The organism is Syntrophomonas sp. UBA1041 (genome assembly GCF_002316705.1).
Classification (GTDB): domain Bacteria; phylum Bacillota; class Syntrophomonadia; order Syntrophomonadales; family Syntrophomonadaceae; genus DTU019.
Genome location: NZ_DCEA01000048.1, coordinates 21,078 through 27,655, shown reverse-complemented (window position 1 = coordinate 27,655; position 6,578 = coordinate 21,078). Strand labels below are relative to the sequence as shown.

The 6,578-nt window shown below is 46.6% G+C and carries 9 protein-coding genes; all 9 read right to left on the bottom strand.

Annotated elements, in window-relative coordinates; translation table 11 throughout:
* The coding region (locus B2633_RS07430; protein ID WP_483169963.1) for an NTP transferase domain-containing protein at positions 1–650 on the bottom strand (650 nt) is incomplete at its 3' end.
* 309 nt (positions 651–959) lie between these two features.
* Positions 960–1,733, bottom strand: coding sequence for a nucleotidyltransferase family protein (locus tag B2633_RS07425; RefSeq protein ID WP_481042102.1), 774 nt, complete (start codon positions 1,731–1,733; stop codon positions 960–962).
* A gap of 12 nt (positions 1,734–1,745) precedes the next feature.
* Positions 1,746–2,435, bottom strand: coding sequence for a GntR family transcriptional regulator (locus B2633_RS07420; RefSeq protein ID WP_481042100.1), 690 nt, complete (start codon positions 2,433–2,435; stop codon positions 1,746–1,748).
* A complete protein-coding gene (gene ispE / locus B2633_RS07415; RefSeq protein ID WP_481042098.1) occupies positions 2,407–3,351 on the bottom strand; it encodes a 4-(cytidine 5'-diphospho)-2-C-methyl-D-erythritol kinase in 945 nt (314 codons plus the stop codon). Before ispE ends, B2633_RS07420 begins: the two co-directional genes overlap by 29 nt.
* Positions 3,352–3,453: 102 nt before the next feature.
* A complete protein-coding gene (gene spoIIR / locus B2633_RS07410) occupies positions 3,454–4,035 on the bottom strand; it encodes a stage II sporulation protein R (protein WP_483169962.1) in 582 nt (193 codons plus the stop codon).
* 246 nt (positions 4,036–4,281) lie between these two features.
* Positions 4,282–4,449, bottom strand: a complete 168-nt coding sequence (locus B2633_RS07405; protein WP_481042094.1) for a ribbon-helix-helix domain-containing protein — start codon at positions 4,447–4,449, stop codon at positions 4,282–4,284.
* A gap of 109 nt (positions 4,450–4,558) precedes the next feature.
* Positions 4,559–5,422, bottom strand: a complete 864-nt coding sequence (locus tag B2633_RS07400; RefSeq protein ID WP_481042092.1) for a patatin-like phospholipase family protein — start codon at positions 5,420–5,422, stop codon at positions 4,559–4,561.
* A 124-nt stretch (positions 5,423–5,546) separates the two neighbouring features.
* Entirely contained in the window at positions 5,547–5,768 is a 222-nt protein-coding gene (locus tag B2633_RS07395) for a hypothetical protein (protein WP_483169960.1), read from the bottom strand.
* Positions 5,769–5,820: 52 nt separating this feature from the next.
* Positions 5,821–6,387 (bottom strand): hypothetical protein, encoded by a 567-nt coding sequence (locus B2633_RS07390; protein ID WP_483169959.1) that lies wholly within the window; start codon positions 6,385–6,387, stop codon positions 5,821–5,823.
* Between the last annotated feature and the right edge of the window lie 191 nt (positions 6,388–6,578).

Genomic DNA, 6,578 nt, shown 5'->3' with positions numbered 1-6,578 from the left:
CCCTGAGCATTGTGGGTGGTCAAGCCCGATAAGCGCGGAAATACCTCGCGGCAGTTAAAGCAATAGATGCCCGAATTGATCTCCTTAATACGTTTTTGCTCCAGGCTGGCATCTTTTTCTTCAACGATCCTGTGCAAAGACTGATCCTGATTCCTTATAATCCGTCCATAGCCCGCAGGATCATCAATTGCAGCCGACAAAACCGTAGCTGCCGCATGGTTCTCCACATGCCAGGCGAGGAGGTTGGTCAGAGTGCTGGTTTGAATTAGCGGGATGTCTCCGGAAAGGACCATAACCGTATCTGCTTGGTTTAACAGGACTTCGGCTTGTTTAAGAGCATGCCCGGTCCCCAATTGCTGTTCTTGAACGACAAACTCGACCTCAAGGCCGGTCAGAGACTTAATCACATCTTCCCGGCCATGGCCCACCACTACATATATGTTTTTTATTCCTGCAGCCTGTACTGCCTGAACGACATGCTGAATCATAGGCAGGCCCGCAACCTTATGAACGACCTTGGGATAAGCCGAACGCATGCGCACGCCTTTCCCGGCAGCCAGTATTACCGCGGCATTAACCAAAATATATCGCTCCCCTTGAACTACTATCCAATTAACAACCATGCTTATATCAAACCAGTTAGCACACATTTATAAAAAGCGTGTCAGCTTGTTGAAAAGTCAACCAGCTGGGCAGAGCGAGCGACGGAAGCTAAGAACAAGGCGCTCAATAAGTCTGCGATTGAGGCGTACAAATAGTACGTTGATTGAGCGGACCTATTGAGCAACGCAGTTATTCGCTTTTGTCGACGGTCTGGCACGCTTTTATAAAAAGCGTGTAAATAGTTGAGAATTATTAGAATTCTACATAGAAATAACAATTTCCTGTCTAAACCAAATGGAAACCTGAAAACCATACTAAGCTCTGATAAAAAAGCCGCGAAGATAGCCTGTGGTTTTTTAGATTGATCCTGCCAGATAGGTCTGGGCCAAATGCAGATCGCTGGGTTTGTCTACATCTACTCCGACCTCGGCATAATCAGAAATCAGAGCTTTTCCGCTAATCCCCATCACTTCCGCAAAGCGCTTTTCCACCGCTGGTATAGAAAGCCTGTTTAAGAGATACTGCAGGGCTAATCCCAGCCCGAACAGGCGTGCCATAGCCAGGGGGCTTTTTCTTCTCTTGACCAGCTCTTGGGCCATATGCATGACCTGATTAATAACCCGGCTGCGAATGATAAACAAGTTGCCTCCGGTAAAAATTCCTTCCCGGAGCTTGACATAAGTTCGGGAAACCCCGGGAAATTTATGCTCATTTACTGCTTTACTGGTTATAGGATAAAAGAAATCGGCATGGTACTGCTCCGATTGAGCGATAAAATCGTCAATCGCAGCTGTAGTGATAAACGGAATATCGGTAGGCATAACCAGAAGGCTCTCACTCATATGCCGTTCTTTAAGCAGTTCGACTGCATTGGCAAAGCTTGCCATGGCGTTTTCACCGCCTTCAACGAACAGCAGATCGGGGTCTTTAGATAGTATTACGCGAAGATCTTTAACTGGACCGCTGATAACGATTCGACCGACGTTTTGGGAAGCCCGTAGGGCCCGATAAACATAACTAATCATGGGGCTGTTGCCGATTATAATCAAGGCTTCGTTTTCATAGGGCGCTATCTTTTTCAACTCAGAGGCATTCTGTCCCCCGGCCAGAATGATAGCATCATATAGCATCACAGTTCCTCACTATCTGGGCAAACCATCCCGTTTAATCGATTCCATCATAACATTTTCGGCATTTTCAATATGATCCTGCGCCAACTGCCGTGCCAGGCTGACATCACGGGATTGTATAGCCTCTACAATAGCGCGATGCTCTTTTAAGGACTGATACATCCGTCCCGGAACAGACAAAGAAGTCATGCGCAATCGTTGGATCTGCTCACGAAGGTTATTTACGATGGCCCATAATCGTTCATTACGGCTGGCTTTATAAATAGCTTCGTGAAATTTGGTATCGATGTCAACCAGCTTATCAAAATCTGCAGTGGCAATAGCCTCCGCTTTGATCACCAGGCAGCGTTCCATAATTTCCAGCTCTTCATCAGTAATTCGCTCCGCCGCAAGACCAGCAGCCAATCCCTCCAACGAAGCCCTGATCTCGAATACATCAGCTATATCCTTGGTGGAAATATCCGCCACATAGGCTCCTTTGCGCGGAACCATGACGATAAAGCCCTCTAATTCCAACTTTCGCAGAGCTTCCCGTATAGGGGTCCGCGAAACCCCAAGTTCTTCTGCCATTTGTATTTCCATCAGACGTTCTCTGGGTTTGAGGGTGCCGTTGATTATGGCTTCCCTGATTGCTTCTAAGACCAGTTCCCTAAGCGGTTTGTAGGAGTCTAGATTAACCGGTAGCAATCTTCGTTCCTGCACTTTTCTCACCCCTGCCATAAGATGATACCAAAAACACTTCTTTATAATGCTCTAAAAATCTTTTTCTGGCCTGATCCGCAGCTTTCTCTTCGCCAAAGATGCCGAAAACGGTTGGCCCGCTGCCAGACATCAAGGCGTTAAGGGCGCCATACTTGATCATATCGGCTTTGATAGAGGCTATTTCCGGGTAGATCCCTATGCTTACCGATTCTAACACATTCACTAGATTTTTGGCTATATTCATCATATCACAATCCTGCCAGGCTGCAAGAAAAGCTGGAGTATCAGGCCTTTGCCTGATCTCGTCAAGGCGTAAACCCTGGTATACTCGGGCAGTTGAGACTTGATAATCAGGCTTAACCAGGAGTATCCAGGGCAGATACCTGTTGGGCATCTCTTCTAAAACCTCACCTCGTCCACGGGCAATAGCCGTAGCTCCTGGTAAACCCGGACAGGCTTGGTCTGCATCCGGCCAGTAATGCCGTCCCAAAAGACAAAAAGAGATATCTGACCCCAATTTCGTGGCGGCCTTCATTAAAACTGCCAATTCCAGCTTATAGCCGAAGATTTGGTCCATGCCCCACAGAACTGCGGCAGCATCTGTACTGCCTCCGGCTAACCCTGCTCCCAGCGGGATATTCTTCTCAATACTGATGTCCACCCCTTCCCCATGCCCATATTCTGTCAAGAGAAGGTGCGCTGCTTTATAAGCCAGATTCCCCTGGTCGTTGGGTAAGGCCGGATGATTGGAGCGCAAGTTGATGGTCCCTTTGGGCCCTTCACGTATAGTAATGCGATCGATCAGGTTAATCTGATGCATTACTGACTCCAATTCATGATAACCGTCTTCCCTTTTATACTTGACGTCCAGGGTCAGATTCACCTTGGCCGGCGCTTCAATTATAAGCGTTTCCATATTATCCCCCATTTTTTTTACATTATATATCCTCACAAAGGAAAAGGGAACGACTGGGCCGTTCCCTTAATTAGGGGGGTTAGAGGAATTATGATTCATGATTTATCCTTCGTGCTGTTTTCCCATAAAGGTGATCTGCAAACCCTTGGGCAAGAACTTCAAGCATTTCAGAGTTATCTCCGCCTGCTGGGGGCTGTCCAGACTAAGGCCCTGATCTGAAGAAGATACCATACACAGGGGAGGAAAGAGTACACACCACCAGTTTTTGCCCTGTCCCTCGCCTATGATTACCCGAACCGCTTGATAATCACCAGCCGGAAATACCAGATTGCCGTAGCTCTTGGTGGGAAAAGCGTACTGTCCCACCTCGACATCAACCGTATAGTCATAGCCATGCGCTGCGATGGTTTCCTCAGCGCTTCTTTTAATGGCGGGTATTTCTCTGATAGCGATCTGACGGGCCTGGTCCGCATTCGGGGCGTCTACCAGGACTTCTCGCATCTGTGCAACCACCTGATCCTTGACCATAAGTTTCAATTGCTGGTCACTGGGGTTGTCACTGTTAGCAATAACGTGTAATCGAAGCACATCCTGGCTCAGCGATGTACCCCGGATATCTTCCCATACATATGCAAACATGATCAATAAGATTATTCCGAGTAGAAGAAATGAAATTTTTTTCATGCAGCAAAACCTCCCTTCAAATTGGAGTATCTCCTAAATGGAAAGATATAAACCCGACTGTTTGCTTAAATCCGCATTAGATTCTAGCCATTAATTTATACATCATATAAAATGCCATTTTCTAAGGTGCTTTATACTGGACAAGTCTAAATATTATGGTTTTTATAACCACATAAAAAAGACAGCTTAACGCTGTCTTATGAAGTAATGGTGAAGTTACGCCGGCTTCGCCATTTATTTTAATTCTTAGGAGGATCGGTCTTGCCCTTCCTGGATACGGGATAAATATTCGCGAATGATCATGCGGACTAAAGCACTCCGAGAAATCTGGTTCTTTCTAGCCAATTCCTTGATATCGTTAACCTGACTTCTGGTCAAGTAAAAAGTGGCATGTTCGAATTTATCAGTTGCCATTTAAAACCTCCTCCCCGCTTCAGCTAGGTTATGTGGAATAGGCGATTGGTTTATCACCGCTATGACTTTGTGAATATTATATGTTGACAAAAGCGGTTATGTTACCCGCTTAGGCACTTAAGGCTTTGATCAACTCCTCGATCCGCCTTTCCATAACTTGCCTACCCTGTGCTATAATCCAGTCAGCTTTATCAATATCACCCAAACCTATGTTATCCAATACCGGGAAAAGCACCATATCAGCATATAGCTGTTCATCCATCACCGAGGTCTCATAGGTCAAAATCTCCAGGCTGCGGGAAATCAGAGCAGGTATGCCGTCCACATCACTGTGGTATTGCTCCTGCCCGAGGTCAATGGCCAGGATATATTCTGCTCCCATGGCGACTTGCACCCACGCAGGCACCATGCTTCTGAGTCCGCCGTCCACCATGAGCATATCGCCATATTTTCGCGGTACAAAGGTTGCAGGAATGGCGGTGCTGCATCGCACCGCTTCGCTCAAAAGGGCCTGGTGCAATACCTGCACCCGCCGCTGCCCAGTGGGAATGCGGCGGTTGCAGAATACCACCTCATAGCCGGTATTGATATTACAGGAAATAATGGCTGTGGGTATTTTAATCTGGTTCAAGGTCAATCCTCGAGTCCATTTATACATCAGCCGCTCCAGGCGGCGGCCTTTTATTACCCCCTGCAGGGGCCAATGGCTCCCCGGCAATAAAAGTCCTATAATATACTTTATCAAGCCGCCAATATTATAATCCAGATAGTCACATGGTTTAAGCTGCTTCACCTGCATAGCCATTTGGTCCGGTTTCATTCCGCTGGCGTATAAGGCGGCCACAATGCTCCCGGCGCTGGTGCCGGAAATAAATGTCGGTTTGATCCCGTTCTGCTCCAAAGCCTGCAAAACCCCGATATGGGCCAGGCCTTTTAATCCCCCTCCACCCAGTGCCAATCCCAGTTTTTTCATGGTATACTCTCCAGGATGTAATGTAATGTATTCTATACTATGCAATAGTTCACAGTAGTGACATCTCAGCCAAAATTAACCGGTTAACGGGTCCATTAAAAGCAGCACCTGCTTTACCCTATATTCAACGGTTGCAGCGCACCACCATATACCTGGAGATCTGCTGAATCAATTCGTTGTTGTTACGCTGAATTTCATCCCAAAATCGCCTGTAGTCATCATGCTCTGTTTCGCGGTGGAATTGACTGATGATCAGGTCTATATCCTGGTATTGCTGTAAAACTTTTTCAAGCCTGGCACGCATGGCATTTTTCGTCGGCCGTTCGATTCTTTTCAGGTTCCTCATTGATTCCTCCAAAAACAAATGCCCGGCATTACGCCGAGCATCGACCATTATGCTATTTGCACTCGTCGGGATCAATTTCCCCGTATACTATAACACAATGCATTTTGCCCAGTTTGTCAATAATGTCAACAAAAACCCGCAAGCAGATGGCGGTGCCGTTAAGCGGTTGGGACAGGTTGGCCGGGTTGCTAGAATCTTCGCTGTTGCCCAATATCTCGTAGTCAAAACTCCAGTTTCTCAGGCAGATTTCAGACTGATCAACCTCTTCTCTAAACTCTTCAACGCTGAGCGGCGGATCAAATTCGTCCAGTTCAATGACCTGACTATAACAGTCACTTACGGTGATGATTTGATATTCGTTTCCAACAATTACGAAGAGAATTACTTCAAATTCTATAAAGATTTTAACCTTGTTGTAACAGCTCAGATCTTCATAGGCCTGAATAACCTTGACTTTAATGTCCTCAACCGCACGAATCTTTCCTCCGACTTGTTCATCCGGTACACAGAAGACGGTGTCCAATACTTTAACCTGTTTTTCACAGAACTTGGCTTTTATCACCTGTGCCCATAAATCCAACATGCAACCCTCAGGAAATTCACATTTAAGGTCAGCCACGATACTTTCCCTCCTTGGTATTCTTGTTTTTCTCTATTTGTAGCGCGAAATCTGTCTGGGCAAATTTCTAGGATATACTATGAGGGATGGTGGCAAAGTGTGATTATCGTGGTTTATAGGGCGCACAATCAACAAGCTGTGCAGAGCGAGCGACGGAAGCGAAAAGCAAGGCGCTCAATAGGCCCGCGATT